This window comes from Kitasatospora sp. MAP5-34, from assembly GCF_029894335.1.
Taxonomy (GTDB): Bacteria; Actinomycetota; Actinomycetes; order Streptomycetales; family Streptomycetaceae; genus Kitasatospora.
The window spans coordinates 33,086-58,621 of sequence record NZ_JARXZC010000032.1 but is presented as its reverse complement, the minus strand read 5'-3'; the positions used below and the strand labels follow the sequence as shown (position 1 = coordinate 58,621).

Sequence of the window (25,536 nt, the reverse complement as noted above, 5' to 3'; positions counted from 1 at the left end):
TAACTGAAGTACCTTGCAGGACATGCAAGATGACGTGTGGTCACCAACTCCTGTACTGCTGACGGTCGATCTCGTGATCCTGACGCTGCGGGAGAGCCGCCTGCACGTCCTCCTGGTGGAGCGGGGCGAAGACCCCTTCCGGGGCATGCTCGCCCTGCCCGGAGGGTTCCTGAACCACGATGGTGAGGAGATTCTGGATGCCGCCCACCGTGAACTGAGCGAGGAAACGACCCTGACCGCCGACTCGGTGCACCTTGAACAGCTGGCCGTGTACGGGTCCTCGGGCCGCGATCCGCGGGGCCGGGTCGTCTCCGTGGCCCACCTGGCGATCGCGCCGGGGCTGCCCGACCCGGTCGCGGGGACGGATGCCACCGACGCCGCGTGGCTTCCCGCAGAAGCTGTCCTGTCCGGCGAGGTGGAGCTCGCCTTCGACCACCGCCGAATCGCTACGGACGGGATCGAACACGCGCGCACCAAGCTCGAGTTCTCAGCGCTGGCCACAGCCTTCTGCGAGGAGAGCTTCACCATCGCGGAGCTGCAACAGGTGTATGAGGCTGTCTGGGGCACCGAACTCGACACCCGCAATTTCTACCGGAAGGTCCAAGCCGCGAAGGGATTCATCATCCCCGCCGGCACGGACCGCAGGACCACGGGAGGACGGCCCGCACGGCTGTACCGGGCCGGTCCGAAAACCGTGCTGTTCCCACCGCTGATCCGCCCCGCGCCATCCGCAACGGAAGAGAACACGAGAGGGGAAGAGGAGTAGATGTCGAATGGCTCGGTGGTGATTCTCACCGCCCTCAATCTTGAGTACCAGGCCGTGCGCCAGAGGCTGGCCGATCCGCAGGTGCACCGCCATGAGCGTGGTACCCGGTTCGAAGTGGGATCCGTGCGGGGCACGTCGTGCAACGTCGCGCTCGGCCTGACGAGCAAGGGGAACCATTCCGCCGCGGTGATCGCCGAACGCGCGATTCAAGAGTTCTCACCGGTGGCCGTGCTGTTCGTCGGGGTCGCCGGCGCCCTGTGGGACACCACCAGGCTGGGCGACGTGGTGATGGCGTCACACGTGTACGCCTACCACGGCGGGACCAGCGAGGACGACGGGCTCAAAGCCCGCCCTCGGGTGTGGGAAGCACCGCACGGCATCAGCCAGCTCGCCTCCCACCTGGCCCGCCTGAACGACTGGGCGGACCCCGCACCTGGTCACGAGGACGCGCCGCAGGTGCGCTTCGGGGCAATCGCCGCCGGCGAGATCGTCCAGAACTCGAGGATCTCGGCCGAGGCGAAGTGGATCCGGCGGCACTACAACGACGCACTCGCCATCGAGATGGAGGCGGCCGGTGTGGCACAGGCCGGCCATCTCAACGGGGCGCCGGTGGCCATCGTCCGGGGGATCAGCGACCGGGCAGACGGCACGAAGAACAGCGCGGAGGACCGCAACTGGCAGCCGAAGGCCGCAGCGAACGCGGCGGCCTTCGCCACCCGCTTGGCGGTGGAACTGCTGGGAGAACAGGAGGAGACCGCGATGCCCCGGGACGACAGGGTCCGCTCGACCGACCAGCTCGACCGACACGTCAGCAACACCGCGCACAACAGCACCGTCGGCGTCATGGCCGGCTCGGTCACGGGCAGCAACGTCCACCTGAACACGGCCCCGAAGGCATCCGGCCCGACCGACCTGATCGCGGAACTGGAATGTTTCCACGACCAGTTGGCGTGGCACCGTGCCGAGGGCACCCTCGACGAGGACACCTGCCGGGAGGCCCTGACCGATCTGGACTCCGCCCTCCGCTCGGCCGGGGGAAACACCCCTGAATCGTCGAAGCGGACGGTCATGACGCTCAGGAGGCTGCGCGGACTGGTCGCGGAGTACCCCGCGCTGGTGGCCGCACTGGCTCCCATCGTCGCCGCGGCCGGTGACCTGGCATGAGCCACAGCAACGCCGCGTACAACTCCACCATCGGGATCCAGGCCGAGACCGTACACGACTCCACCATCTACCTCGTCCACCCGGACGCCTCGCCGCAGGAGAAGTACCGGGTGGGCGTGCAACTCCTGCAGGACGGCGTCCCCAGCCGCGCCCGCGAAATGATCACTGATGCGATCGTCCACGGGTACGACGGTGCGGAGGTGCGTTTCCACTGGGTGCTTGCCATGCTCAGCGCACGCACCCACCACGACCTCAGCACCGAAGAGGTCCAGCGGCTGCGTTACACCTCCGGGCTCGTGCAGACCTACGCCGAGGACGAGTGGAAGGAAGCCCTGCGCGTCACTTTCGACCTGCTGGCGGTACTCAGCACCGCCAACGGCGAAACCGGCCCCGTGCTGAAGCAGCTGCAGGACCTGCCGCTCCGCCAGCACGACGCGATCCTCCGCCACCTCGACCTCATTCTCACCGGAGGTCTGAAGGACGATCTGTGGGCGGAGACCCGCGAACGTGCCGGGGCGGAGCGCTTCGGCAACGAGCGGGCCCGGCGGGTCTGGGCCTACTTCGCGCCCACCCCCATCGGGGCGCGGGCCGTTCCGCCCCGCCCGAGCACCGCTGCCGCCGCCCAGGCGGCCCTCCCGGTCCGGGCGGTCCTGTTCGTCGTCAGCAGTGTGCTCCTCTGGACCCTGGCGCTGATCGCTGATCCGACCCAGGCGGTCGTCGAGTTACTGGTGGCGCTCGGCGCGGGCCTGACCGCGGCCCGTTGCGGTCTCCGGTGGTGGGGCCGGGAATCCCGGCCGGGCCCCGCATCCGGGCCCCGCGTCCCGCACCCGCGCGATCCCGCCTCTGCCGAGGGCGGGTTCACCAAGGGCGTCCGCCATTCGTTCGATCACTACTTCAGCGTTCGCACGCCCTACGGGTTCGCCCCGGACGCCTGGCTCGCCCACACCGCTCAGGTCCGCGGCAGCCTCGCGGCCGAGATCGCGGACCTCTACCGGGAGAGCCGGATCGGTGTGGAGCGGGTCAACTGGCTGATCCGGTACCTCGCCGAGGACACCCGGAACCGCCACAACGACGGCACCCTGTTCCAGCACCGCCAGGAGCAGACCCCGGGCAGGACGAAGGCCCTGACCGTAGCGGCCCTCGCCGTTCTCGGCGCCGCGGCCCTGGCCGCGTTCGGCACGGCGGTCTCGGGTGCCGCCCAACCTCGGCCGCTGTGGGTGTTTCTGGCCGTGCTCGGTGCGGCCTGGTCCGGGCACGCGGCCGCTTCCCGGTGGTATCAGATCAGGCGCGAGGAGTACCGACTGATCCGCGAGACCCAGGAGTACCAGGAACAACTGACCGCACGACAGATCGCCCACCAGCGCTGGCAGTCGTTCCTGGACGCGACACGCCCCAGCGAGCTGGAAATGGAGACCTGGCTCACCTGTGACAAGACCTCGTTCGTCGATGAGGCGCTCCGGCACCACCAGCTCACCTGGCGCGACCTGATCACCCACACCATCCTGGTGGCCCCGGGTCCTTCCTACAAACGGGGCCGGGTCAGGGGCGGCCCCTGGCGGTACTCGCACTACGTCTTCCGCCTGTTCCTGTTCACCCAGGACGGCATCCGCGAGGTCAGCTCCGAGTTCAACTTCTCCGACGCGACGCGCAGGAACGAGCAGCGGAGCAACTACCGGTTCGACGCGGTGTCCTCCGTGCAGGTGACGGAGAACGTCGACGTCGGCTACGACCTGGAACTCGTCCTCACTAACGGACCTGCCAGGAAGATCCGCATCAAGGACGCCGACGCCCATCAACTGGCGCCGAACGAGAACTCCCAGGAGATCTCCGAGATCAACCTCAGCGCGACCGGCTCCACTCACACCTTCCGCCTCCTGGAGGGGATAGCGGCGGACGGGAAGAGCTGGATCGAACGGCACGGCCCCGACAACCTGACACCCTTCCAGATCGCCGGCTGATCCCGAACTCGACCATAGGAATGCCTGTGACCTCCACGGACGATGTCACCGAGAGCAAGATCCTGCTGGCCGAGTACGACTGCCTCAAGGACGAACAGAAGACCCGCATAGGGTTCCGCGACAACCTGCTCTACTTCACGCTCGCCGCAGCCACTGCGGTCGTGGTGGTCACCGTCCAGAGCGGACAGTCCCGACTGCTGCTCTTCGTCCCGGCGATCTGCCTGATCCTGGGCTGGACCTATCTGGTCAACGACGAGAAGATCTCGGCGATCGGCTGCTACGTCCGCGACCAACTGGGACCGCGCCTGGGGAAACTCGCCTCCGCCCATGGCACAGTGTTCGGCTGGGAGGTCTACCACCGCAACGTTGCGGGCCACGCCATGCGCAAGCGGCTTCAGACCGTGGTGGACCTGTGCGCCTACCTGGTCCTGCCGATAATCTGCACCACCGCGTTCTGGTGCTCTCCCACCGTTCAGCCCCTGCTCGCGCTCACTTCTCTCGTGCAGACGCTCGCCCTGGCCGTGCTGGGCTGGCAGTTCCTGCGCCGTACGGAGCGGCAGCACCAGCCCCGCCGGACCCGCTCCACACACGCGTACGACGCCTCCAGTGCGCGGAGGCGCGAGCGGGCTCCGCTGTACGGTCAGCAGGCATCCGGCTCGGGCCGGGGCAGTTCGTCCAGGTCGAGGGTGTAGGTCCGCCCGTCGGCCAGCTCGATGGGCAGCTTGCCCGAGCCGTACTTGTGGGTGTGCGCCGCGATGTAACCGGAGCTGGTGGGCTGGGTGTGGACGACGACCTCCGCGGCGTACGGGTCCACCACCACATAGACCGGGATGCCGTAGCGGCCGTACTTCGCGGTGCAGTCGTCGTAGTCCTTGCGCGCGGAGGAGACTGACACAACCTCGGCGATCAACAGCACGTCCTCGAAGCCGTAGCGCTTGCCCTGCCGCTGCGCGTCCTCCCGCAGGATCGCGAAGTCCGGGGCGGAGTTCTCGTCGGCCGGGAAGTCCAGGTAGACGTCGGAGGCTGTCTTCGCGTGCCGGCCGAGCAAGAGCGAGTCGATCTGCATCGACTTGATCGTGCTGGAGTGCTCGAAGCTCTGCGGAGTCATGACCACCTTCCCGTCGGTACCGAAGAAGACCACGTACCCAGCGGGGAACTCGGTGTGCATGACCGCGTCGATGCTCATCAACGGCTCCTTCCTGTCGCCTCTCAGGATATGGGGCCACGGTCCTGCGCGGGGTCCACCATGAGAGTGCCGGCCGGGGCGGCGTCATACTCGTGGACAGGAGCAGCGGGGTGTGCCCTCCAAGCGCTGGGCGGATGCAGGCGTACTGTTCGGGCGAGGCGGCCAGCTGAACTATGACCCGGGCGTCCATCTCCCTGCACAGTCGCTCATCGTACGTGCCCACGCCGGCACTCCCCGAAAACATCCCAGGTCAGAACTACCGGGTTGTGTTAAGTCATTGGAACCAGTGACACGCTGCGTAGCCGACCAATGGCAGAACGGGCACGTTGCGCCGCCGTGCTTCCTCGAAAGCCTCCGGTCCCCAGGGCCACCAGTCGACCGGATCATCGGCGCGCTGAAGCAGATAAGGCGAGGTCACACCAGCCAACCGGTTCATACGCCCCAGCCTCTCAAGTTCCCCGCCCCCGACGACGGAACCCGCACCCGCTTGGCCGATTTGCACTCATGCGCCATCACGTGATGAACGGGGATCCCCCAGTCCCCCGCCTGACTCGGCCCACCGGCGCTGGTGCTATCGGCCGCTGTTCCGTTGATCTGCGCTGCCCGGCATGAGGTGGGATTCCCAGGCCCAGGCGGTGATCTCGCTGCGGTTGCGGGCTCCGAGTTTGTTCTGGATCGCGGCGAGGTGGCCCTTCACGGTGCTGACGGAGATGAAGAGGGCGGCCGCGATCTCCTGGTTGGTGCGGCCCCGGGCGACGGCGCGGATGACGTCGGTTTCCCGGTCGGTGAGCGGGGGGTTGGGCTGGAGGGCGGGGGAGGTCTTGATGGGGGCGAGGTTGCGGAGCAGGCGCCGGGTGATCGATGGGGAGATCAGGGCGTCCCCGGTGCTGGCGGCCCGCACGGCGGCGGTGAACAGGGTGGGGTCGCCGTCTTTGAGGACGAATCCGAGGGCTCCGGCCTGGAGGGCGCCGTAGACGTACTCGTCGAGTCCGAAGGTGGTGACGATGACGACCCGGAGCGGGTCGGCGATGCCCGGTCCGGCGAGTGCGCGGGTGACGTCGATGCCGTCGAGGCGGGGCATGCGGATGTCGATGAGGCAGACGTCGGGCCGCAGTTGGCGGGCCAGGGCGACGGCCTCGGCACCGTCGCGTGCTTCCGCGACGACGGTGATGTCGGGCTCGTCCTCCAGGATGAGGCGCAGGCTGGTGCGGATCATGGCCTGGTCGTCGGCGACCAGCACGCTGATGCTCACGGGCGGTCTCCGGCATGCAGGGGCAGGGTGGCCCGTACCGACCAGCCGGCGCCGGGCTGCGGACCGGCGTTGAGCGTACCGCCCAGTGCCTCGACGCGCTCGCGCATGCCGACCAGGCCGTAGCCGCCACGCGGGGAGGCGCGGATCGGGGGGTGCGGCGGAGCATCGTTGTCGATCTCGACGGTGATGTCCGTGCTGTCCTGGGAGATGGTGACGGTGGCCGCGCAGGCGCCGCGGGCGTGGCGGGCGATGTTGGTCAGGGATTCCTGGACGACCCGGTACACGGTGGTGGTGACCACGGGTGGCCAGGTCGGCGCTGCGGTGGGCAGCCGGAGATCGACGGCCGGTCCGTGCTCTTCGAAGCGGCGGACCAGGTCGATGAGTTGCTCGGGGCCCGCAGTGACGGCAGCGCCGTCCTCCGCGTCGCGGAGCAGGGCTACCACCCGTCGCATGGCGTCCATGGCGTCGGTGCCCGAGCGTTCGATGTCCGCCAGGGCGTCGCCGAGGAGGTCGGGCTGCTTGCGGAGCATGATCTGGGCGGCGTGGGTGTGCATCACGATGCCGGAGACATGGTGGGCGACGACATCGTGCAACTCCCGAGCTAGGGCCAGGCGTTCGTCTCGCCGCACCGCCTCGACGGCGGCCTGGCGGTGATGCTCCAGAAAGCGCAGGACGAGCCCCGTGCCAAGACCGGCCAACCAGCCCTGGACGCCCATGTGGAACGGGGCAACGGCATGTGAGGTGGTCACGAGCCGGCCGAGTACCGTGACCGCGAGCCCGGCCGCGGCGACCACGGCGGCTCGTCCGGGCGGCAGGACCCGGACCGCCGAGCCGGCGAGGACGGTCAGCGCCAGGGACGCGGCAACGCCGGGCTGACCGGTCAGATACCCCATGCCGGCGGCGAGGACGGCGGCAGCCGCGACGGACAGGCCGATGGCCACGGCGACCAGCCGGTTGCGCTCCCGGAGCAGCGCTGCGACGCACACCACCGCACCGACACCGCATTCGAGCAACCAGCCCCGGCCGCCCGCGTGGGCGGCATGCCAGTAGGCCGTCGCTGCCAGCACCGCCGCGAAGGCAAGCCCGAGCAGGACGTTGGTTCGTCTGGCGGCCAGTGCGGCCAGTGCGGCCAGCCGTTCCATCACACTCACGGTGCTCAGGCTACGGAACCGGTCGCGGCCGCCGCACCGGCCAAAAGGACCGCTCCGATCCGCCCGATCAGTACTTTTGGCCGGTACGAGTCCCGGTCGGCGTGACCAGGCTTGACGGCATGCAACGAGACCTTGACACATTCTGCGGCGACGCGGGACCTGCACGAGCCGGCAGGTGGACATGAACCGGTCCACCTGGGCCCGCCTCCGATTGGAGCTGCGGGTCATCGGCATCGCCCCGCCGGTGACGGCACTGGCGGCAACGCTGGGCGGCGCGATCCTGGTGATCGTCATGCATGCCACCGGGGCCGGCGCGGAGCACCTCGACCTCGCCGCCGGCGCGGTCCTGGCGGGCTTCGCCCCGCTCGGCACCGCCGTCGCGGCCTCGTCGGTCGTGGGGCGTGATCCCGGCGCCGAGCTGGTCATGACCACTACGGCCTACCGCCGGGTGCTGTTCCTGCGGGTCGGCCTGGTGGTGGCCCCAGCGGCCCTGGTCACGCTGTTGGACGCCGTCGTGTTCCGCGCCTTGAACGCCTGGCCAGTGGGGCAGGGCACGGGCGGTTACGTCCTGGTGTGGGCCCCGCCGATGCTCTGGCTGGTCGCACTGGCGATGCTCATCGCGATCGGCCTGCGCAGCCCGGCCGCCGCAAGCGGCCTGATCGGGGGCCTGTGGCTGGCCCAGTACCTGATGACGCCCGCCATCCGGGACAACACGGTGCTGCGGGCGCAGTACATGTTCATGGGCGTCGCCGCCAAGGTCCCGGCGCACGAATGGACCGTCAACCGAATCGCCCTGCCCGCCGTCGGCGTCGTCGCCGTGATCGCGGCCGGCCTGCTACTGGGGCGTCCCGAACGATTTGTGGGGAGCGATACCGCATGACCACCGTCCTTCAGCGAACCGCCCCGCCGACAGCAGCTCGCACCTGGTGGGCGAAGACCGTCGCGGCCGCCCGCTACGAGTACCTGATGCAGGTACGCCGCCCGGCGGTCTGGGTGGTCGTGGTCGGGCTGATCGCGCTGCGCTGCGCATCGCCCTTCCCGCCCGGTTTCACCAGCACCACGGACAACACCTTTCTGGTCGCGGACTGGGCGGGCAACTTCATGCTGTGCCCGATCGGCGTCGGCGCCGTCCTCGCCGACCGCGCCTGGCGGGAGTCCCGGCTGGGGCTGAGCGACCTGCTGACCTCGACGCCCACCGGCATCGGCCCGCGCCTGTGGGGCAAGGCCATCGGCGCCGGCGCGGCGACCATCACACCGGTCGCCGTCGCCTGGGTGGGCCTGCTCGGCTACCTGACCGCCCAGCGCGGGGCCGGGGTGATCCCGGTCGGCCTCGCGGCGTTCGCCGCCATCATCCTGCCCGGGCTGATCTTCATCTCGGCCTGCTCGGTCACCATCCCGTACCTGACCGGGCCCGTGCTGTACCGGCTGGGCCTGTTCGGCTACTGGGTCTGGGGCAACATGGTCGGCCCGCGCTTCGGGATCCCCACCCCCGCCGGCACGCCCTTCGAAGCCATCGGCGAGTACCCGGCCGGTGCCTGGTTCCACGGCACCCTGTTCGACGCCAGGCAGCGGGGAATCACCCCGACCGGCGGCGAGGCCGTTCTCAGCATCGCCTTCCTGCTGCTCATGGCGCTCGCCGCCCTCGTGATTACCCAGCTCGTGCTCACCAGGAGGAGCCCGTCATGACCGCGCCCAACGTGACCATCACCGATCTGACCGTCACCTTCCGGCGCGGCGAGATCCGCGCCCTCGACGGCATCAGCCTGCGCCTGCCCGTCGGCATGGTCGGTCTGCTCGGCCCCAACGGGGCCGGCAAGACCACCTTCATGCGGGTCCTCACCGGGGTGCTGCTGCCGACCTCGGGCACCGTCGCGGTGGACGGCACCGAGCTCACGTCGCGCAGCCAGCGCCGAGAGGTCAAGGCCACCACCGGCTACCTCCCCCAGGAGCTCGGCCTGTACCCGGACTTGACGGCCCGCCAGTTCCTCGACTACATGGCGCTGCTCAAGGGCATCACCGACCGGCGCGCCCGCCGCGTCCGCGTCAATGAGGTCCTCGAACTGGTCTCGCTCAGCGATGTCGCCAACCGGAAGGTGAAGGGCTACTCGGGCGGCATGAAGCGCCGCGTGGGCATCGCCCAGGCGATCCTGAACGACCCCCGGCTGCTGATCGTCGACGAACCCACCGTGGGGCTGGACCCCGAGGAGCGGCTGCGGTTCCGTAGCCTGCTCGCCAGGCTGGCCGGCGACCGGACGGTGCTGCTCTCCACCCACATCGTCGACGACATCGTGCAGACCTGCCCGAACGTCGTGGTGATCGAGCGCGGGCACGTCGCCTTCCAGGGCGCCATCGGTGACCTCGCCACCCGTGCCGAGGGCATGGTGTGGCACCTCACCCAGCCGGCCACCGCCGTGCCGCCCACCCTGCCCACCGTCAACGTCACCCCCGGCATGACCGGCACCACGTACCGGGTCATCAGTTCCGGCACCCCCGCCCCGGACGCGGAGCGCGTCAGCGCCACCGTCGAGGACGGCTACATCGCCCTGATGCACGCCATCGCCCCGGAGCGGGCCCAGCACCCCGGCCCCAACCTCCGCGCCATCTGACCCCACCCCGCCAACATCCAAGGAGCAGAAGATGCCCCACCAGCCACTCGCCGCCGTCCTGGCCGCCGCCGACACCACCACCGGCTTCCACCCCGGCCCCGCCTACTTCGTGCTCTGGGCCCTCATCATCGGCGCCATCATCGGCGGTCCCATCTACGTCGTCCGCCTGGTGCGCAACCGCCGCAACCGCCGTTGAACGCTGCCTGAGCACACGGCGGTTGGCGCCTCCCGTGGCGCTCGGGTGGACCTTGCCCTCAAGCGCCTCCCCAGAGAGCTCCTCCTCGACCGGGGGGCGCAGAACGTCACCGTATGGGACGTGATCTGCGCTCCCGTGCCCTTACTCGTCCGCAGCGGGAGTGCTGCCCTCCAGGTGCTGGCGAATGCCGGCGGAGCTCCGCCGATCACCGTACTCCGGCGACCACATCTGCGTCGCCATGCGTGCTGCCAACCAGTACGGAACCTCGGCGTGGACCCAGAGCCTCTGCTTCGACACCCCCTACTGACACCGGACCGGTCGCGGGCGGACGTGGCCTCGCCCGCCCGCGACTACCACCCGCCGGCGCCGGGAGCCACCATCTCCCACAGGCTCAGCAGCACCGGCACCCCGCGCCGCGCCGCGCCGGCGAACGCCTCAGGGTCCAGGGCCACCAGGTGCCGGCGCAGGTACGGGGAGGCGGCATCACCGAGTCGGTTCACGCGGTCAGCCGCTCACGACAGGGGCGCCGCACCGAGGATGACGGGGTCGTCGGCCAGATCCGCCAGCAGCGCGTCCAGCTTGGCGCGGTCGACCGAGGACATCAGGAAGACGTGCACGTAGCTGCGGCGGGTGCTCTCGTCGCCCGGGACGGTCAGGACGTCCTGCGAGGAGAGGGACCACTTGGCCACCAGCTCGGGGCTGGGCTTGCGGAACCGTACGGTGATGGCGCCCGGGGTGCGGGCCGGCCAGAGGTCGACGTCCTTCTCCAGTTCCAGCAGGCGCAGTTGCTGCTCCAGGTAGGCGGCCAGCTGCTGGGAGCGGCGGATCCGGTCCACCTGGTCCTGGTGGGAGTAGCGGGAGAGGTGGTCCCAGAGCACCAACGGCGAGAAGCCGTTGCGGGAGCCGGCGAAGGTGGTGTCGGGCGCACCGGTGTACTCCGGCTGGGACGGGGGTGCGACCTGGTACTTGACCTTCGTCATGTAGATGCCGCACGGCCAGGGCGCGCCGGGCCACTTGTGGCCGCTCATGGCGATCGAGGAGACCATGTCGAGCTCGCCGAACTCCCGGGTGGGCAGGGTGAGGCCGAAGTCGAACTCCGGCAGCTCGGTCTCGGGGATCCAGCCGAAGCCAGCCGCGTCGTCGCCCGGACCCGCCGCGTCGTCGCCCGAGCCGGACGGGCCACCCACGCCGGACGGGCCACCCGCGCCGGCCATCCGCACGAACGGCACGTAGCCGGCTCCGAGGGCGCCGTCCACGTGGATCCAGAAGCGCCGGCGCAGGTCGACCAGCGGCTCGCCGGTGACCGGGTCCTTGCCGTGCACCACCTGCCCCTGGACCAGGCCGTGCTTCTCGAAGATCGGCAGCAGCCGCTCGCAGACCCCGCGCACGTCGTCGTGGGCACCCTTGAAGGTGCTGCCGAGGTTGAGGCTGACGAAGACCGGGTGGCCCTTCGCGGCGAAGAACTCCACCAGCACCGCCAGGGCGTCGGCGTCGATCTCGCCGGTGCCGTCCCAGGAGTGCCCCGAGGGGCCGCTGCGCGAGGGCACCTCGGTGGGCCAGTCACGCGGCTCACCAGCGGGCCCGAGCAGCGGGCACTCGCCGGGGTACTGCTCGGTGCCCACGGCGTGGAAGGTGTCGACGCCCAGCACGCAGACGGCCTTGGCGAAGGAGTAGTGGGTGTCCTCGGAGTAGAAGGCCACCGGGCGTCGGGCGTTGGGGTTGGCCGACCCGACCGGTCCGACCGGTCCGACCGCCCGGTCGCCCGAGCTCCCGGTCGAGGGCTGGATCAGCGGCTTGCCGCTCAGGTAGTCCCGGGCGTTCCAGAGCGCGTACATGTTGCCCTCGGTGGAGCCCATGGAGAGCACATAGCCCCAGTACGACTCGGGGTCGTCCGGGTGGTGCGGCCCGTCGGCGTGCCAGAGGGCGGCGTAGTAGTCGAGGACGGCGCGCTCGACGACCTTGGTGTTCGGCTTGTAGCCGCCGCTCTGGAACGGGTCGCCGAGGTTGTTGATGTTGTGCTGCATGAACCGGCCGAGGTCGAAGGCGCTACCGCCCATCTCCTGGGTGGCCTGGAAGCCGAGCAGGTGCCGGCGCTTCCTGGTCAGGTACTCGTCCATCCGGTTGAGGGCGCGCAGCCGCTGCTCCTCGTCCAGCCCGCCCGCCGGTATCGCGAACTCACGCACGTCCGGCTCCAGCCGGGACGGGTCGTCGTGGGTCGCGAAGGCGGGCAGGGTTTCGGTTCGGATCATGGCAGCCAGAATGGAACATGCGGCAGTTCGAGGGGAAGTCTTCCGTAGAAGATTCGGAATCAGCCCTTGATGCCTTGCATATCATCGGCATGAGCAGCGACCCTGGACCCTGTGCCGAATAATCATCACACCCGACAGACGCCGCTCGACGACGTGGACCGGGCGATCCTGCGGATCCTCGCCGACGACGCCCGCATCCCGAACAACGCACTCGCGGACGCGGTGGGCATCGCCCCCTCGACCTGCCTGGCCCGGGTACGCGCGCTGCGCGAGCGCGGGGTCATCCGCGCGTTCCGGGCCGAGATAGCCCCCGCCGCGATCGGGCTGCCACTGCAGGCGATGATCTCGGTCCGGCTCCGGGCCCACACCCGGGAACAGAACGAGAGCTTCCGAGCCACCGCCCCCGACCTGCCCGGCGTCGTCGCCGTCTTCCACATGGCCGGCTCCGACGACTACCTCCTGCACGTCGCCCTCGCCCACCCCGACGCCCTGCGTGACTTCGTGGTGGACCACCTCACCACCCACTCCGCAGTGGCCCAGACCCGGACCAACCTGATCTTCGAACAGATCGCCGGCCGCCTGCAGCTGACGCCGGGCCCGTGAACGCCACTCCCCAATTGCCGGTCGACCTATGACAGTTCCGGTGTCGAAAGTTCCGGTGTCAGGCGGGTGGTGAAGCTGAAGCGGTCGCCACGGTAGAGGGATCGGACGCACTCGATGGGGCGGCCGTCCAGGTCACGGGAGACGCGGTTGATCAGCAGCATGGGCAGGGCCGGGCTGGTGCCGATCAGCTGCACCTCGCGGGGTGAGGCCAGGACGGTCTCGATCCGTTCGTCGGCTTCGGCGAACTGCACCCCGGCCGCGCGCAGGAACGCGTACAGCGAGGTGGCCGGGTCGAAGTGGGTGGCGAGGGTGGGGAAACGCTGCACCGGGAGGTAGGTGCTCTCGACGCCGATCCGTTCGTCGTCGGCGAGCAGCAGCCGTTCGAGGTGGACCACGGTGGCGCCGACCGGGATCTGCAGGAGTCCGGCGAGGTCGGCCTCGGCGGGGAGCTGTTCGAGGGTGAGCAACTGCCGGCCAGGACGTCGGCCCTGCCGGCGGACCCCTTCGGTGTAGCTGGCGAGGATGAGCGGCTGGACGAACTTGGGTCCTGCGACGACGGTCGAGCGGCCACGGCGCTGGAGCCTGCCCTCCAGGCGCAGCTCCCTGATGGCTTGGCGCACGGTCATCCGGGAAACCCCGAAACGCTCGGCCAGCTCCCGTTCGGTGGGCACGGCGGCGCCCTGGCTCAGGGTGTCCAGGACCGTTGAGATCTTGTGCTTCACCTGGAAGTACTTGGGAGCTTCGCCGTGCTCGGGCAGGCCCTCGCGGGCGGGCCGCAGCGCGGCGGACGGTGGGGCACTGGCCTCGGCCGGGCGTGTGGTCACCCCGTCAACGGTAGCCGAGGCGGGGTCCGGGGAGCGGGGGCGCGGCCGCCGGGCCGGGGGCGCGGCAGGCCGTTCGCCCAACCGTCGTCCGCTGGGCAGCTGGCGGTCTTGCGCTGTCCGCCCGCCACCGCCATTCTCGTCGCGATTGGGCTAGCCCAATCGCGACGTACGGACGTTCTGTGGCTCGGCCCCCGCTTCCCTCGGAGGAACTCGATGTACGGCAAGCTCAGATCAACCAACCCTTGGACGAGCCGGGCGGTGGCGGCCGCGCTGCTGGGCGCGGCGCTGTCCGCCCCGGCCGTCTCCCCGGCCGCCGCCGCGACCGGCAGCGCGAACCTGCTGCTCAACTCCGGCGCGGAGACCTCGCAGTGCAGCCCCGGCGGCTGGGAGGAGACCACCCTGCCGGGCTGGCAGATCACCTCCGGCGACCCGGTGATCAACTGCTACAACGCGACGAACGGTGCCAACACGACCACCCCCGGCTCGCCGTCCAAGGGCACCGCGTACTTCCAGGGCGGCTCGCGCGGCTCCTCGGAGATGACGCAGACCACCGACGTCTCCTCGGCGGCCACCGCGATCGACGCGGGCGGCGTGCACTCCACCGTCTCCGGCTGGCTCGGCGGCGTCAGCAGCTACAACGACGCGGCCGCAGTGAGGATCAGCTACCTCAGCGCGTCCGGCGCCTCGCTGGGCACCTCGTCCATCGGCCCGGTGCTGGCCGCCGACCGCTCGAACACCACCGAGTTCCTGCAGCGCAGCGCGACCGCCACGGTTCCCGTCGGCACCCGGTCGATCCTCACCGCAGTCGACTTCACCATGACCGGGACGCAGAACGACGGGCTGGCCGACGATCTCTCGTTGACCCTCGACACCGCGACCGCCGCCCCGGCCCTGACCGTCCCCGCCTCCACGGTGCCCGGGTACGACCACGTCTTCGTCGTCATGATGGAGAACAACAACCTCTCCGCGAGCTCGAACACAGTCGACGGCGGCGCCGGGATCATCGGCAACTCCGCCGCGCCGTACATCAACAACACCCTGGTGCCGATGGGGTCATTGCTGACCAACTACCACGCCGGCACGCACAATTCGGACCCGAACTACGAGCAGATCGCGTTCGGCAACTCCTACGGCCGCAGCAACAAGGCGGCCGGCGGCGGCAACGCCAACTGCATCACCAGCACGGCCTGCACCGCCACCAACAACGGCCTGAGCGACAACCTGGACGCGGCCGGCAAGAGCTGGAAGCAGTACGTCCAGAGCCAGACCAGCAACTGCCAGACCACCGACAGCGGCAACTACTCCGCCGACGACGTGCCGTTCTACTACGCGGCGAAGATGAAGAACGACAACGCCTACTGCCAGGCGCACTGGCAGCCGCTGCCGCAACTGCTCAACACCGACCTGGCCTCGACGGCGAGCACCCCCGCGTTCACCTGGTTCGACGCGGACGGCTGCAGTGACATGGAGGGCTGTGGAATCGCCTCCGGTGACACCTGGCTGAGCCAGACCCTGCCGACCCTGTTCAACTCCCCGGCCTGGACGCAGCAGAAGTCCCTACTCATCCTCACCACGGACGAGGACGGCAGCAACGCGCCCGGCGGCTGGGGGCCCGGACAGACCAACCAGGTCATGACGCTGGCGATCGGTTCGCAGGGCACCGTCAAGGCCGGGTACCAGGACGCGAACCGGTACGACCACTACAGCACCGCCCGGGTCATCGAGGGCGCGCTCGGGCTGACCACGACGATGACCGACAACGACAAGTGGGCCACCCCGTACAACGAGGTGTTCACCACCGCCGGTACGGGCACCGGCGGGAACACCGTCGCCGTCACCGGCCCCGGCTCGCAGAACTCGACCCTCGGCACCGCGATCAGCCCGCTGCAGATCCAGGCCTCGGACTCGGCGAGCGGCCAGACCCTGACGTACGCCGCCACCGGCCTGCCCGCCGGCCTGGCGATCAACTCCTCGGGCCTGATCACCGGCACTCCGACCGCTGCGGGCAGCTCCACCGTGACGCTCACCGTCACCGACGGCACCGGCGCGGCCGGCACCACCACCTTCGGCTGGACCGTCGGCGCGGCCTCCGGGTGCACGTCGGCCCAGCTGCTCGGCAACCCCGGCTTCGAGACCGGCACCGCAGCGCCGTGGACCGCCACCGCCGGCGTCGTCAACAACGACACCACCTCCGAGCCCGCCCACTCCGGCAGCTACGACGCCTGGCTGGACGGCTACGGCGCCGCCCACACCGACACCCTGTCGCAGGCCGTCACCATCCCGACCGGCTGCAAGGGGACGTTCAGCTTCTGGCTGCACGTCGACACCGCCAAGACCGGCACCACCGCCGCCGACACCCTCAAGGTGACGGCCAACGGCACCACGCTGGCCGGCTACTCCAACCTGAACGCCAACACCGGCTACGTCCAGGAGTCGTTCGACGTCTCCTCCTTCGCCGGCCGGACCGTCACCCTCACGTTCACCGGCACGGAGGACTCCTCCTCCGCGCAGACCAGCTTCGTGATCGACGACAGCGCGGTCAACGTCTCGTGACGCACCGTGCCTGAGAGCGCTGAGAGCTGCTGGTAGAGCAGTGGGCAGGGCAGTGGGCAGAGCGCCGGGGTGAGCCGAGAGGCCCACCCCGGCGCTGTCGTCCCGTGGTCAGCGGGCCTCCCACCGAGGGTCACGCTTCTCGGCGAAGGCGAGTGGGCCTTCGATCGCATCCTTGCTGTGCATGCGCCGCTCTTCCCATGGGTAGCGCGTCGCGAACGCCGACTCCAGCGTCATGGTGGCGGACTTCGTGGCCGCTTCCTTGATCGCCCGGACCGCGAGGGGCGCGCAGCGCACGATGTCGGCCACCCAGCCCTCGACACAGGCCTCCAGGTCACCGGCCGGGACGACCTCATTGACGAGACCGAGTTCGTACGCTCGCTGAGCGTTCATCGGACGCCCCGTCAGAAGGTGTCCCATCGCGGTCTTCCACGGAAGCTGCCGGGTCAGTCGGAATACACCGCCGGCTCCGGCCATCAGGCCGAGCTTGGCCTCGGGCAGCGCAAAGGTCGCGTCCACGGAGGCAATGACGATGTCACAGGAGAGTGCGAGTTCGAAGCCGCCGCCCATGGCGTACCCCTGGACCTTGGCGACGACCGGCTTGGCCAGCTCGAACCGTTCCGTCAGACGCGGCCAGCCGGGCTTGCCCCGGCTACCGAAGGTGGACGGGCTCGCAGTGCCCTCGCGTTCCCGCCCGGCCAGCTCCTTCAGGTCCTGGCCGACCGAGAAGGCACGGGTGCCGGCACCGGAGAGCACGGCCACCCACATGTCGTCATCGGCCTCGAAATCGTCCCAGACCCAGGCGAGCTCCTCGTGCATGCGCAAGTCCATCGCATTGAGGACCTCGGGCCGGTCGAGAGTCACGTAGGCCACCCGGCCGACCTTCTCGTAGCGCACTCTCGACAATTCCGGAGAGTGGCCGCCAACGCCTTCTTCGTTGATCCCCGATTCCCATGACATGGCGGCAAGCGTAGCGCCTGTGCGCTACATCGTCTATTCCCTACTTCGACAGCGTGCCATGCGGAGGATTTTCCGTGAAACTGTTTGACAGGGCCCCGCAGAGCGGCCCGACCATTGCTATCGGTGGGCTCCCCCAGCGGAACCGAGAATCCTGGGCGCCGGTACCGCCTCCCAGCAACTTCGTGCACACAGCAAAAAATGCGGCCTTTCCAGCGGGTCCTTTCTGTTCTCGCACGAGCGGCTGCGCACCGAAGGGTGCACCGAACCCGGTGAATTCGGTGAATTCGTGACCATGGGTCCGGGATCCACAATCGAAATGGCCCTGGCGGGCTGGTGACAGAGTTTCCCCGGGCGGCACCGGGCATCCCGGGGCGGGATGCCCGGCGGCGAGCGCCCGGCGGGATTGTCAGACCGGGCCTATGCCCCGGACAGCTCGCGGGCCAGGTCCTGGACGGTGGCGGTGATGCGGTTGTGGAGGGTGTGGCCGAAGGTGACCCGGGTCGCGCCCAGGCGGCCGAGTTGCTTCGGGGACGGGCCGCCCGGGAGGGCGAGGGCGTTGACGGGGATGCCCGCGCCGGCCGCCAGCTCGGGGAGCAGGTCCGTCGGCGCGAGGATGGGGTAGACGCAGTCGGCTCCCGCCTCCGCGTAGCGCCGGGATCGGGCCACGGCGTCCGAGACGTCCTTGTCCCCGTACAGGAAGGTGTCGACGCGGGCGTTGAGTACCAGGCGGCCGGCCGACTCCGCCTGGAACTCGGCGAGCCAGGCCGCGTGTTCCTCGATGGGCTTGAGCTTTCCGGTGGCCGGGTCGGAGTCCTCCAGGTTGCAGCCGACCGCGCCGGCCGCCAGCAGCCGTTCGACCAGCTCCGCCGGGGGCAGGCCGTACCCGGCCTCGAGGTCCGCCGTCACCGGGACGTCGACCGAACGGACGATCCGGGCGACGGCGGCGAACATCTCGTCCACCGGGGTCTGCTCGCCGTCCGCGTACCCGAGTACGGCCGCGATCGCGCCACTGGAGGTGGCGAGCGCCGGGAAGCCGGCTTCGGCGAAGGCCCGGGCGCTGACCGCGTCCCAGGGGTTGGCGAGGACCAGGGGGTCGGCGGCCGGACGGCCCCGGTGCAGGGCGCGGAACGCCGTCGCGGCCGCCCGGGCCTGGGTGCCGGTCATCGCCTCGGTGCCGGTCATTGCTTGGGTACCGGTCATCGGAGCGCTCCCGTGAGGCGGGCCGTGGTGTGGATGCGGTCGGTGCCGGAGAAGCGGGTCACCAGTTCGCGCAGGCCGCCGTCGAGCAGGTCGCCACCGAGGATCTCGTCGACCGTGCGCAGCGTGCCGTCCTCGGCGAAGAGCTCCGCGCCGAAGCCCTTGGCCATCGCCAACTGGGTCTCGGCCGCCGGGTTCCCGGTGGTGAAGTCGAGGTCGAGCGCGGCCGAGACGGCCGACTCGAAGCTCTGGGCGAGCCGTCGGTTGAGATCCTCGATCTCGGCCAGCAAAGCCCGGACCCGCTCGCGGTCGCTCTCTCCGAGGGCCGGGTGGATGAGCTTCATCGCGACATGGTCGACCTTGACGTGCCGCGCCTCGTCCAGGCCGTGGGCGTGCAGCAGCCGGGTGAAGAACCGGGTGCGGTCCGGGTCCAGGGCGTCCGTCCGGTGCTCGAAGACGGTGATCACGGACTCGCCGACGTACGCCGACAGGCAGAGCGCGACCAGCTTCACGTACGGGTGGTCGTCCGTCCGGAAGACCGCCAGCCGCTCCTCGAACAGGCCGTTCGCGACCCGGGGTTCGATCCCCGAGACCGCTCGCGCGTAGCGGTAGAAGGTGTTGGCGTGCTGGAACTCCTCGGCGGCGAAGCAGGACAGCGCGTGGTGCAGCTCGTGACCGTGGTTGACCGCGTCCGGCAGATCGTGCAACTCGCCCATGGCCAGCGCCATGACGGCGCTGACGTGACGCTCGATCTCGGCGAGCTGGGCCAGCTCCTTGGCGATGTAGGCGGCCGCCTTCGCGCCGTGCCCGGGCTCGCCGAAGGCGACCACCGAGAGGTACTCCAGCTCGGCCGGGGTGGCGGCCTCGGACCAGTCGAAGGCATTGGGGTGGAAGGTGTTGACATGCGCGAACCGCATCACGTCGGTCAGTTCCGCCCGCACGGCGTCGGCGATACCGGCGACACCGGCGGACTCGGGCCCGCCGGGATCGGGGGAGGTGGGCATCTCGGTGCTCCTTCTGGCGAGGCTGGCGAGGCTCGCCAGGGTGGTCGGGCGGGCGAAGGTGGTCATGCCCGCAAGGGTGGTCATCCGGCCGGGGGTGTCGGGCCGGGTGGGGCCGCCGGGGCGAGTGGCGGTGTTCATGCGGATCGGTACCTGTCGGCGACCGAGAAGGCGAGGTCGAGGGCCTGGCCCCGGTTGAGGCGCGGGTCGCAGGTGCTCTCGTACCGGCGGCCGAGGTCCTCGAACGTCACCTCGTCCGTGCCGCCGACGCACTCGGTCACGAAGTCGCCGGTGAACTCCAGGTGGAAGCCGCCGGGGTGGGTGCCGAGTTCCCGGTGCACGGCGAGGAAGCCCTCGGCCTCGTCGGCGATGTCCGCCACCCGGCGGGTCTTGTGGCCGGTGGGCGAGGTGAAGGTGTTGCCGTGCATCGGGTCGCAGACCCAGGCCACCTGCGCCCCCGAGGCCGTCACCTTCGCCACCAACTCGGGCAGTACGTCACGGATCTGCCGCGCGCCCATCCGGGTGATGAAGGTGAGCCGCCCGGGTTCGCGCTCCGGGTCGAGCAGGTCGATCAGCGCCATGGCCTCGTCGGCGGTGGCCGAGGGACCCAGCTTCACGGCCACCGGGTTGTCGACCCGGGCGGCGAACGCCAGGTGGGCGCCGTCCAGTTGGCGGGTCCGCTCGCCGATCCAGAGCAGGTGTCCAGAGCCGGCGTAGTACCGGCCGGTGCGGCTGTCCCGCCGGGTGAGGGCCGCTTCGTAGTCGAGGATGAGCGCCTCGTGGCTGGTGTAGACCGCCTCGGTCTCCGCGCCGCCGGTGACCGCGCGGATCAGGTTCAGGGTCACGGCCGAGGAGTGGTAGGCACGCCGCAGCCGCTCCGGGTCGGGGCGGCGGGCCTCCGGGGTGAACTCGACGCTGTTGACCGAGTCGCCCCGGTAGACCGGGAGTTCGAGGCCGTCGATCACCTCGGTCGGGTTCGACCGGGGCTTGGAGTACTGGCCGGCGATCCGGCCGATCCGGATCGCCGGCAGCCCGGCGGCGGCGGACAGCACGGTGGCCATCTGGTCCAAGGTGGTGAGCTTGGCCCGGATCTGGCGCTCCGAGGTGCCCCCGAAGGTCTCCGCGCAGTCGCCGCCCTGGATCAGGACGGCCTCGCCACGGGCGACGGCGGCCAGCCGGTCGCGGAGCCGGTCGGACTCCTCCGGCAGGACCAGGGGTGCACAGCTGCCGAGGTCGGCCATGACCGCCGCCAGTGCGCTCTGATCCGGCCAGTCGGGTTGTTGGGCGGCGGGCAGGTCGCGCCACGAGACATGCCCTGGAACGAGGGGGTCCGGAGCGAGGGGGTCGGGAGCGAGGGCGGGGTCGTACGAGGCTATGAGGTCAGTGACAGTCATGGCTCTTTCGATCCTCGTCAGGGCAGGGTGGCGGCGTCGGCGAAGACGATGTCGCTGTCGATATCGGCGTCGATGTCGGCGGATGCACCCGGGATGTCCCCCGGGCGCTCGCCCGGGGTGCGCAGCACGGCCCGGTCGACGAGTGGTCCCGCCGCGCCGGTGTATCGGACAGGGTCGAGCAGTCCGGCCAACTCACCCTGGCCGAGGACTCCTTGCAACTGCGGAAGCGCGGCCAGGACCTCGCCGAGCGGGACGGCGTCACGGTCGGCGGTGGTGGAGGCGTCGGTGAGCAGGGTGCGGGCCACCGACTTGCCGAGCCGGGGTGCCAGCACCGCCACGATCCGCTCGGCGACGACCTGGCCGCCGGTGAGATCGAGGTTGGCCCGCATCCGCGCCGGGTCGAGGTCAAGGTTCTCGGCCAGTTCCACGGCCGTGTGGGCCGCGCCGCCGGCCACCCGGAGGCAGTCCCGCAGCAGCTGCCACTCGGCGTGCCAGACACCGGCCGACCGCTCGTCCTCGGCGACCAGGCACTGGGTCAACCCGGCTGCCAGTACCGGGACTTGCAAGGCGGCCGACCGGATCATGGTGGCCAGTACGGGGTTGCGCTTGTGCGGCATCGCGGAGGACACCCCGCGCCCGGCGGGGGCCGGCTCGCAGACCTCGGCGATCTCGGTCCGGGCCAGCACCTGGACGTCGGCCGCGAACTTGCCGAGCGCCCCGGCGGTGTGGGCGAGCGCGGCGGCGAGGTCGGCGACCGGGGTGCGCAGCGCGTGCCAGGGCAGTACGGGGACGGCGAGCCCGGTCTGGGCCGCGTAGGCGGCGGCGAGCCGGTCCAGGTAGTCGCCCGGATCGACCGGAGCGCCGCCTTCGGCGTCCACCCCCGCGTACTCCAGGTAGCCGGCCAGGGTGCCCGCCGCGCCGCCGAGCGAGATGGGCAGCCCCCCGTCCAGGACGCGTTCCAGCCGCTCGACGGAGTCCAGCACCAGGTGGCGCCAGCCCGCCACCTTGAGGCCGAAGGTGCTCGGCACCGCGTGCAGCGCGAGGGTACGGGCGACGGCCGGGGTGTCCCGGTGCTCGGTCATCAGCCGGCCGAGCGCCGCCGCCGTCCGTCGCAGGTCGGCCGTGATCAGCCGGAGCGTGCGGGCGGCGACCAGCATGCTGCCGGTGTCCATCACGTCCTGGCTGGTGGAGCCCCGGTGCACGTACTCGGCCGCACCGGGGTCGGCCTCGGCCACCAGGGCCGTGAACGCCCGGACGAGGCCGACCACCGGGTTTGCCGTCTCCCTGGCGGCCAGCGAGAGGGCGCGCACGTCCAGCAGTTCGGCGCGCGCCCGCTCGGTGATCACCTTGGCGGCGGCGGCCGGCAGGGTGCCGAGCCCGGCCTGGGCCCGGGCGAGCGCGGCCTCGGCGTCGAGCATGGCCTGCAGCCAGGCCCGGTCGCCGGTGGCCGTCTCGGCGGGGGTGCCCGCCCGGACCGGGGAGAGCAGCCCGGTGTCGAGTTCGATCCGATCGCTCACGAGCTGGGCCGTCCGACGGCCGCTCCGGCACAGGCCTGCCGGGCGGGCACGGGCGGCAGCGACCGCACCGCCTGGACGATCGCGTCGGAGTCCTCCAGGGTGACCGAACCGACGCCCGGCCGGATCCCGGCGGCCGTGACCCAGTGCACGGACTCGGTGGGCACCCCGTACGCGAACCGCCTGGGGTGCGCCTGTCCCTGGGCGTCGACCACCCGGTAGGGGCGGCCGGTCACGGCCAGACCGCCGGTCTCGTACTCCGTCCCGGCGGCGCCGTGGATCCGGTACGGGCGGCACTGGCCACTGGCCAGCAGGTGCCGCAGCAGCGGGTCGGCGGTGCGACGCAGGTCCGGCTCGGGCAGCCGGGCCTCGATCAGGGTGGTGGCCAGGACCCGCAGTCCGGGTATCCGGCCCGCCGTCACGACGAAGGCCGACTCCTCGTCCTCGGCCCGGACCCGCATCCCCGGTCCGGCGATCTCCACCACACCTGCCTCCATCAGCGCGACCAGCTCCTCGATCCGGGAGGCGGGCGGGCCGATCGACAGGAAGGCGTTGAGCGGGGTGTACCAGGATTCGAGCTCGTCGCGGTGCGAGTTGCCCTCCAGCCCGCCGTGGTCGACCACCATCCGGATCTCGTTGCGCAGGTCGCGCAGCACGTCGAGGGCTGCCTTCAACGGACCGCTGACGTTCCCGAGCCGGGCCGCCCGGACGTCGGCGGCCAGGTGCTCCAGGAGCCAGGCCTTGAACTCGGCCGAGTCGGCGAACTCCCGGTCGCCGTACGGGTTTCCGATCCGCTCCCAGTCCCAGCGGTCGGCCTGGGTGACGCGGGCCTCGTCGAGCAGCCGGTCCTCGTCCGGGCCGTCCGCCACGCCAAGGTAGCGCTCCAGGAAGCGGCTCACGTCGGTGCCGTCCGCGCGGGCGGTCAGCAGGGTGGAGTAGTAGACGCTGCGCACCTCCTTGGAGATCAGCGGCCACAGGTCGGTGCCGAAGTTGACCCAGCCGCCCTCGGCCGCGCGGTCCTTCAGCCCGCCGATCCACTCGGGAGTGAGCAGCCGGGGCAGGTAACGGCCGTGCGCGCCCTTCTCGTTGTCGCCGCGCGCGTGGTACGGGATGCCCCGGCGCGAACCGGCGACCAGGTGCGGTTCGGTGCCGGAGGGGCGGTAGACCAGCTTGCCCTGGTCGTCCCGGTCGAAGGAGCCGCCACGGCCGACGGTGAGCAGGGCCATGTGGTCGAAGAAGTTCAGCCCGAGCCCGCGCAGTGCCACCGTCTCGCCGGGGGCGATGACGCTCAGGTCGACGTCCGCCGGGTTGGCCGGAGAGACGTAGTTCAGGCCGTTGGCGCCGGCGAAGGCGGCGAACCCGATCTCCGACTCCGAAGCGAGCAACGGGACATGGCCGAGTGCCAGCACGACCGCCGCCAGTCCGGTCAGCCGGGTGCCGTCCTCCAGCAGCAGTTCCTGGGTCCCGCCCGGGCCGGTCTCCTCGTCGTCGAGGGCGACGGCGCGCGAGCGGTGCAGGCAGATCTCGACGTGCGCGGGCGCACCGGCGACCACCCGGCTGAACACCCAGGAGAGGTAGGTGCCGTAGAGCGCGCGGGTCGGGTAGGAGTCCGGGCCCAAGTCGCGGGCCTCGGCCAGGGTTTCGTCGCTCACCGGGCCCGGGAGGTCGTCCAGGGCGCCGTGCGCGAGCAGCTTCGCCCAGGTGTACAGCGCGGGCCCCTCCTCCAGCGGGCCGTCGATGTTCACACTGTCGTCGGTGAAGATCGTCACCTGTGAGGCGACGGTGTTCATCAGGAGGTGGCGGGGCTGCACGGTGCGCCACACCCGGCCGGCTCCAGCCGGGGACGGATCCACGACGTGGACCGTGAGCCGTTCGGCCGACGGGGACTTGCGCTCGTTGGCGCACAGCCGCTCCAGGACGGAGAGTCCGCGCGGGCCTGCCCCGACGATGCCGATCTCCACCCGGCTGCTGCTGTTCAGGTGGCTGTTCACGTGGTTGGTGTTCACGGACTGCTCTCCGATCTCGCTAGACATCGGACCCCACCCGAGCGGGCTCAGCGAGGGGCGCGGGAATTGGTGCGGGTACGGCTGCGGATCTCGGCGCGGGGCTCCGTTGCCCCCCGACCACCGCGAGGAGGATCATGGCGATCCCGGTCAGTTGCCAGACTGTGAAGGACTGGTCCAGCACCAGGTAGCCGACCAGGGAGGCGACGACCGGGCTGAGCAGGGCGAGGAAGGTCACCGCAGAGGGGGTGAACTGCTCGATGCCCCGGAACCAGAGGGGGTAGGCGAAGGCGCTGGAGATCAGCGCGAGGTAGCCGTAGCCGAAGACGTTCACCGGCGTCAGGTGGGTCGGCAGACCCTCGACCAGGACGGTGAGCGGCAGCAGGACCAGCCCGCCGGCGAGCAGTTGCCAGCCGCTGAAGACCCGGAGCGAGACGCCCGGGGGACGGCCCCACTTCTTGGTCAGCACCGTGCCGGAGGCCATCGAGACGGCCCCGCCGAGCGCCGCCGCGACGCCGAGCGCGTCCAGGTGGGTCGCGGCACCGGCCACCAGCATCACCATGCCGGCCGTGCCGAGCACCGCGGCCCCCAACTGGAGTGCCCGGATGCGCGATCCGAAGACCATCGTCACCAGCAGGATCACGATGATCGGCTGCAGCGAACCGGCCACCGCCGCCACCCCGCCGGGCAGCCGGTAGGCCCCGACGAAGGCGAAGGCGAAGAACGCGCCGATGTTGAGGATGCCCAGCGCCAGCGCCCGCCAGATCCAGATGCCGCGCGGCAGCGTGCCGCGCCACAGCAGGAGCAGGATGCCGGTGGGCAGGGCCCGGGCCAGCGCGGCGAACAGCGGGCGGCCCGGGGGCAGCCACTCGGTGGTGGCGATGTAGGTGGTGCCCCAGATCATCGGGGCGATGGCGGCGGTGTACCGCAGGGAGGAGGCTCGACGGCCCATGATGGAGTCC

At 70.6% G+C, this 25,536-nt stretch carries 23 protein-coding genes and 3 pseudogenes; 12 read left to right on the top strand and 14 right to left on the bottom strand.

Going from position 1 to position 25,536, the window contains the following annotated elements:
- Positions 1 to 22: 22 nt before the first annotated feature.
- From P3T29_RS23770 to P3T29_RS23755, 4 genes and pseudogenes are all read left to right on the top strand, one after another.
- Positions 23 to 766 carry an NUDIX domain-containing protein gene (locus P3T29_RS23770; protein ID WP_280718627.1) on the top strand — a complete coding sequence of 248 codons (744 nt, stop codon included), beginning with the start codon at positions 23 to 25 and terminating at the stop codon, positions 764 to 766.
- Positions 767 to 1,930 (top strand): 5'-methylthioadenosine/S-adenosylhomocysteine nucleosidase, encoded by a 1,164-nt coding sequence (locus P3T29_RS23765; protein ID WP_280718626.1) that lies wholly within the window; start codon positions 767 to 769, stop codon positions 1,928 to 1,930.
- The gene (locus tag P3T29_RS23760) at positions 1,927 to 3,888 is read left to right on the top strand and encodes a hypothetical protein (RefSeq protein ID WP_280718625.1); all 1,962 of its coding nucleotides are present in this window, start codon (positions 1,927 to 1,929) and stop codon (positions 3,886 to 3,888) included. The genes P3T29_RS23765 and P3T29_RS23760 overlap by 4 nt, the downstream gene beginning before the upstream one ends.
- Positions 3,889 to 3,908: 20 nt before the next feature.
- Positions 3,909 to 4,442 (top strand): annotated as a pseudogene (locus P3T29_RS23755) (hypothetical protein); the annotation flags it as partial.
- A gap of 86 nt (positions 4,443 to 4,528) precedes the next feature.
- Here the strand turns inward: P3T29_RS23755 and P3T29_RS23750 are convergent.
- The 4 genes and pseudogenes from P3T29_RS23750 to P3T29_RS23735 form a co-directional block, all read right to left on the bottom strand.
- Positions 4,529 to 5,074: a Uma2 family endonuclease gene (locus tag P3T29_RS23750; protein WP_280718624.1), complete on the bottom strand. Its 546-nt coding sequence runs from the start codon at positions 5,072 to 5,074 to the stop codon at positions 4,529 to 4,531.
- A gap of 283 nt (positions 5,075 to 5,357) precedes the next feature.
- Positions 5,358 to 5,510 (bottom strand): annotated as a pseudogene (locus P3T29_RS23745) (DUF255 domain-containing protein); the annotation flags it as partial.
- A gap of 135 nt (positions 5,511 to 5,645) precedes the next feature.
- A complete protein-coding gene (locus tag P3T29_RS23740; protein WP_280718623.1) occupies positions 5,646 to 6,326 on the bottom strand; it encodes a response regulator transcription factor in 681 nt (226 codons plus the stop codon).
- Positions 6,323 to 7,468, bottom strand: coding sequence for a histidine kinase (locus P3T29_RS23735; protein ID WP_280718654.1), 1,146 nt, complete (start codon positions 7,466 to 7,468; stop codon positions 6,323 to 6,325). The genes P3T29_RS23740 and P3T29_RS23735 overlap by 4 nt, the downstream gene beginning before the upstream one ends.
- A 190-nt stretch (positions 7,469 to 7,658) precedes the next feature.
- Between P3T29_RS23735 and P3T29_RS23730 the strand changes: the two genes are divergently transcribed.
- The 5 genes from P3T29_RS23730 (at position 7,659) to P3T29_RS23710 (ending at position 10,586) form a co-directional block, all read left to right on the top strand.
- Positions 7,659 to 8,357, top strand: a complete 699-nt coding sequence (locus P3T29_RS23730) for a hypothetical protein (protein ID WP_280718622.1) — start codon at positions 7,659 to 7,661, stop codon at positions 8,355 to 8,357.
- Positions 8,354 to 9,163 (top strand): hypothetical protein, encoded by an 810-nt coding sequence (locus P3T29_RS23725; RefSeq protein ID WP_280718621.1) that lies wholly within the window; start codon positions 8,354 to 8,356, stop codon positions 9,161 to 9,163. Before P3T29_RS23730 ends, P3T29_RS23725 begins: the two co-directional genes overlap by 4 nt.
- Positions 9,160 to 10,083, top strand: coding sequence for an ABC transporter ATP-binding protein (locus P3T29_RS23720; protein ID WP_280718620.1), 924 nt, complete (start codon positions 9,160 to 9,162; stop codon positions 10,081 to 10,083). The genes P3T29_RS23725 and P3T29_RS23720 overlap by 4 nt, the downstream gene beginning before the upstream one ends.
- A 31-nt stretch (positions 10,084 to 10,114) precedes the next feature.
- Positions 10,115 to 10,279, top strand: coding sequence for a hypothetical protein (locus tag P3T29_RS23715; protein ID WP_280718619.1), 165 nt, complete (start codon positions 10,115 to 10,117; stop codon positions 10,277 to 10,279).
- Positions 10,280 to 10,463: 184 nt separating this feature from the next.
- Positions 10,464 to 10,586 (top strand): hypothetical protein, encoded by a 123-nt coding sequence (locus tag P3T29_RS23710; RefSeq protein WP_280718618.1) that lies wholly within the window; start codon positions 10,464 to 10,466, stop codon positions 10,584 to 10,586.
- A gap of 43 nt (positions 10,587 to 10,629) precedes the next feature.
- On the opposite strand, the gene P3T29_RS23705 is transcribed toward P3T29_RS23710, so the two are convergent.
- Both P3T29_RS23705 and P3T29_RS23700 read right to left on the bottom strand, forming a co-directional pair.
- A complete protein-coding gene (locus P3T29_RS23705) occupies positions 10,630 to 10,779 on the bottom strand; it encodes a hypothetical protein (protein WP_280718617.1) in 150 nt (49 codons plus the stop codon).
- A gap of 12 nt (positions 10,780 to 10,791) precedes the next feature.
- Positions 10,792 to 12,528: a histidine decarboxylase gene (locus tag P3T29_RS23700; protein ID WP_280718616.1), complete on the bottom strand. Its 1,737-nt coding sequence runs from the start codon at positions 12,526 to 12,528 to the stop codon at positions 10,792 to 10,794.
- Between the two features lie 111 nt (positions 12,529 to 12,639).
- On the opposite strand from P3T29_RS23700, the gene P3T29_RS23695 reads away from it, so the two are divergent.
- Positions 12,640 to 13,131, top strand: coding sequence for an Lrp/AsnC family transcriptional regulator (locus tag P3T29_RS23695; RefSeq protein WP_280718615.1), 492 nt, complete (start codon positions 12,640 to 12,642; stop codon positions 13,129 to 13,131).
- 26 nt (positions 13,132 to 13,157) lie between these two features.
- Here the strand turns inward: P3T29_RS23695 and P3T29_RS23690 are convergent, their stop codons facing one another.
- Positions 13,158 to 13,955 (bottom strand): GntR family transcriptional regulator, encoded by a 798-nt coding sequence (locus P3T29_RS23690; protein WP_280718614.1) that lies wholly within the window; start codon positions 13,953 to 13,955, stop codon positions 13,158 to 13,160.
- Positions 13,956 to 14,168: 213 nt separating this feature from the next.
- Between P3T29_RS23690 and P3T29_RS23685 the strand changes: the two genes are divergently transcribed.
- The gene (locus P3T29_RS23685; RefSeq protein WP_280718613.1) at positions 14,169 to 16,508 is read left to right on the top strand and encodes an alkaline phosphatase family protein; all 2,340 of its coding nucleotides are present in this window, start codon (positions 14,169 to 14,171) and stop codon (positions 16,506 to 16,508) included.
- A gap of 108 nt (positions 16,509 to 16,616) precedes the next feature.
- On the opposite strand, the gene dpgD is transcribed toward P3T29_RS23685, so the two are convergent.
- Positions 16,617 to 17,465 carry an enoyl-CoA-hydratase DpgD gene (dpgD, locus tag P3T29_RS23680; RefSeq protein ID WP_280718612.1) on the bottom strand — a complete coding sequence of 283 codons (849 nt, stop codon included), beginning with the start codon at positions 17,463 to 17,465 and terminating at the stop codon, positions 16,617 to 16,619.
- A gap of 205 nt (positions 17,466 to 17,670) precedes the next feature.
- On the opposite strand from dpgD, the pseudogene P3T29_RS23675 reads away from it, so the two are divergent.
- A pseudogene (locus P3T29_RS23675) lies at positions 17,671 to 17,802 on the top strand (type III polyketide synthase); the annotation flags it as partial.
- An 80-nt stretch (positions 17,803 to 17,882) separates the two neighbouring features.
- Here P3T29_RS23675 and P3T29_RS23670 read toward each other — a convergent pair.
- The 6 genes from P3T29_RS23670 to P3T29_RS23645 are packed head-to-tail and all read right to left on the bottom strand — an operon-like array spanning position 17,883 to position 25,526.
- On the bottom strand, positions 17,883 to 18,647 hold the full coding sequence (locus P3T29_RS23670; protein ID WP_280718653.1) for an isocitrate lyase/phosphoenolpyruvate mutase family protein: 765 nt from the start codon (positions 18,645 to 18,647) through the stop codon (positions 17,883 to 17,885).
- A gap of 14 nt (positions 18,648 to 18,661) precedes the next feature.
- Positions 18,662 to 19,804, bottom strand: coding sequence for a hypothetical protein (locus tag P3T29_RS23665; RefSeq protein WP_280718611.1), 1,143 nt, complete (start codon positions 19,802 to 19,804; stop codon positions 18,662 to 18,664).
- Entirely contained in the window at positions 19,801 to 21,057 is a 1,257-nt protein-coding gene (locus tag P3T29_RS23660; RefSeq protein WP_280718610.1) for a 3-deoxy-7-phosphoheptulonate synthase class II, read from the bottom strand. The genes P3T29_RS23665 and P3T29_RS23660 overlap by 4 nt, the downstream gene beginning before the upstream one ends.
- A 17-nt stretch (positions 21,058 to 21,074) precedes the next feature.
- Entirely contained in the window at positions 21,075 to 22,574 is a 1,500-nt protein-coding gene (locus tag P3T29_RS23655; RefSeq protein WP_280718609.1) for a lyase family protein, read from the bottom strand.
- Complete coding sequence (locus P3T29_RS23650; protein WP_280718608.1) at positions 22,571 to 24,604, bottom strand: FAD/NAD(P)-binding protein; 2,034 nt, start codon at positions 24,602 to 24,604, stop codon at positions 22,571 to 22,573. Before P3T29_RS23650 ends, P3T29_RS23655 begins: the two co-directional genes overlap by 4 nt.
- Positions 24,597 to 25,526: an EamA family transporter gene (locus P3T29_RS23645; protein WP_280718607.1), complete on the bottom strand. Its 930-nt coding sequence runs from the start codon at positions 25,524 to 25,526 to the stop codon at positions 24,597 to 24,599. Before P3T29_RS23645 ends, P3T29_RS23650 begins: the two co-directional genes overlap by 8 nt.
- Between the last annotated feature and the right edge of the window lie 10 nt (positions 25,527 to 25,536).

Excerpts from the sequence above, each read along its gene's own strand:
- P3T29_RS23670 (WP_280718653.1), bottom strand. The coding sequence starts at position 18,647 with ATGACCGGCACCGAGGCGATGACCGGCACCCAGGCCCGGGCGGCCGCG.
- P3T29_RS23650 (WP_280718608.1), bottom strand. The coding sequence starts at position 24,604 with ATGTCTAGCGAGATCGGAGAGCAGTCCGTGAACACCAACCACGTGAAC.
- P3T29_RS23750 (WP_280718624.1), bottom strand. The coding sequence starts at position 5,074 with ATGAGCATCGACGCGGTCATGCACACCGAGTTCCCCGCTGGGTACGTG.
- dpgD (WP_280718612.1), bottom strand. The coding sequence starts at position 17,465 with ATGTCATGGGAATCGGGGATCAACGAAGAAGGCGTTGGCGGCCACTCT.
- P3T29_RS23660 (WP_280718610.1), bottom strand. The coding sequence starts at position 21,057 with ATGACTGTCACTGACCTCATAGCCTCGTACGACCCCGCCCTCGCTCCC.
- P3T29_RS23765 (WP_280718626.1), top strand. The coding sequence starts at position 767 with ATGTCGAATGGCTCGGTGGTGATTCTCACCGCCCTCAATCTTGAGTAC.
- P3T29_RS23645 (WP_280718607.1), bottom strand. The coding sequence starts at position 25,526 with ATGGGCCGTCGAGCCTCCTCCCTGCGGTACACCGCCGCCATCGCCCCG.
- P3T29_RS23665 (WP_280718611.1), bottom strand. The coding sequence starts at position 19,804 with ATGAACACCGCCACTCGCCCCGGCGGCCCCACCCGGCCCGACACCCCC.
- P3T29_RS23685 (WP_280718613.1), top strand. The coding sequence starts at position 14,169 with ATGTACGGCAAGCTCAGATCAACCAACCCTTGGACGAGCCGGGCGGTG.
- P3T29_RS23710 (WP_280718618.1), top strand. The coding sequence starts at position 10,464 with ATGCCGGCGGAGCTCCGCCGATCACCGTACTCCGGCGACCACATCTGC.
- P3T29_RS23770 (WP_280718627.1), top strand. The coding sequence starts at position 23 with ATGCAAGATGACGTGTGGTCACCAACTCCTGTACTGCTGACGGTCGAT.
- P3T29_RS23730 (WP_280718622.1), top strand. The coding sequence starts at position 7,659 with ATGAACCGGTCCACCTGGGCCCGCCTCCGATTGGAGCTGCGGGTCATC.
- P3T29_RS23735 (WP_280718654.1), bottom strand. The coding sequence starts at position 7,468 with ATGGAACGGCTGGCCGCACTGGCCGCACTGGCCGCCAGACGAACCAAC.
- P3T29_RS23700 (WP_280718616.1), bottom strand. The coding sequence starts at position 12,528 with ATGATCCGAACCGAAACCCTGCCCGCCTTCGCGACCCACGACGACCCG.
- P3T29_RS23715 (WP_280718619.1), top strand. The coding sequence starts at position 10,115 with ATGCCCCACCAGCCACTCGCCGCCGTCCTGGCCGCCGCCGACACCACC.
- P3T29_RS23725 (WP_280718621.1), top strand. The coding sequence starts at position 8,354 with ATGACCACCGTCCTTCAGCGAACCGCCCCGCCGACAGCAGCTCGCACC.
- P3T29_RS23760 (WP_280718625.1), top strand. The coding sequence starts at position 1,927 with ATGAGCCACAGCAACGCCGCGTACAACTCCACCATCGGGATCCAGGCC.
- P3T29_RS23720 (WP_280718620.1), top strand. The coding sequence starts at position 9,160 with ATGACCGCGCCCAACGTGACCATCACCGATCTGACCGTCACCTTCCGG.